Genomic DNA, 227 nt, shown 5'->3' on the forward strand with positions numbered 1-227 from the left:
GCCTCTATAATGCGTCCTTCATTGGCCAGTTTTAGCCATTGAGGAATATAATTGTGAACGGGGCATTTCCACTCACAATAGGGATTACCACAATCTAGGCATCGATCAGCTTGCGCGCTGGCTTGCTGCTTGGTAAAGGGTTCATAGATCTCCACAAACTCTATCTTGCGGATCTTCAATGGTTTCTTCGCCGGATCGACACGACTTACATCGATGAATTGATAAAC

The 227-nt window shown here is 45.4% G+C and carries 1 pseudogene; it reads right to left on the reverse strand.

Annotated features, from left to right (window positions below):
- Nucleotides 1–227 (reverse strand): annotated as a pseudogene (locus AB4585_RS29330) (glutamate synthase small subunit); the annotation flags it as partial.

Origin of the sequence: Vibrio sp. 10N.222.49.C9, from assembly GCF_041474985.1 — a bacterium.
In the GTDB taxonomy this organism is placed as follows: domain Bacteria; phylum Pseudomonadota; class Gammaproteobacteria; order Enterobacterales; family Vibrionaceae; genus Vibrio; species Vibrio crassostreae_C.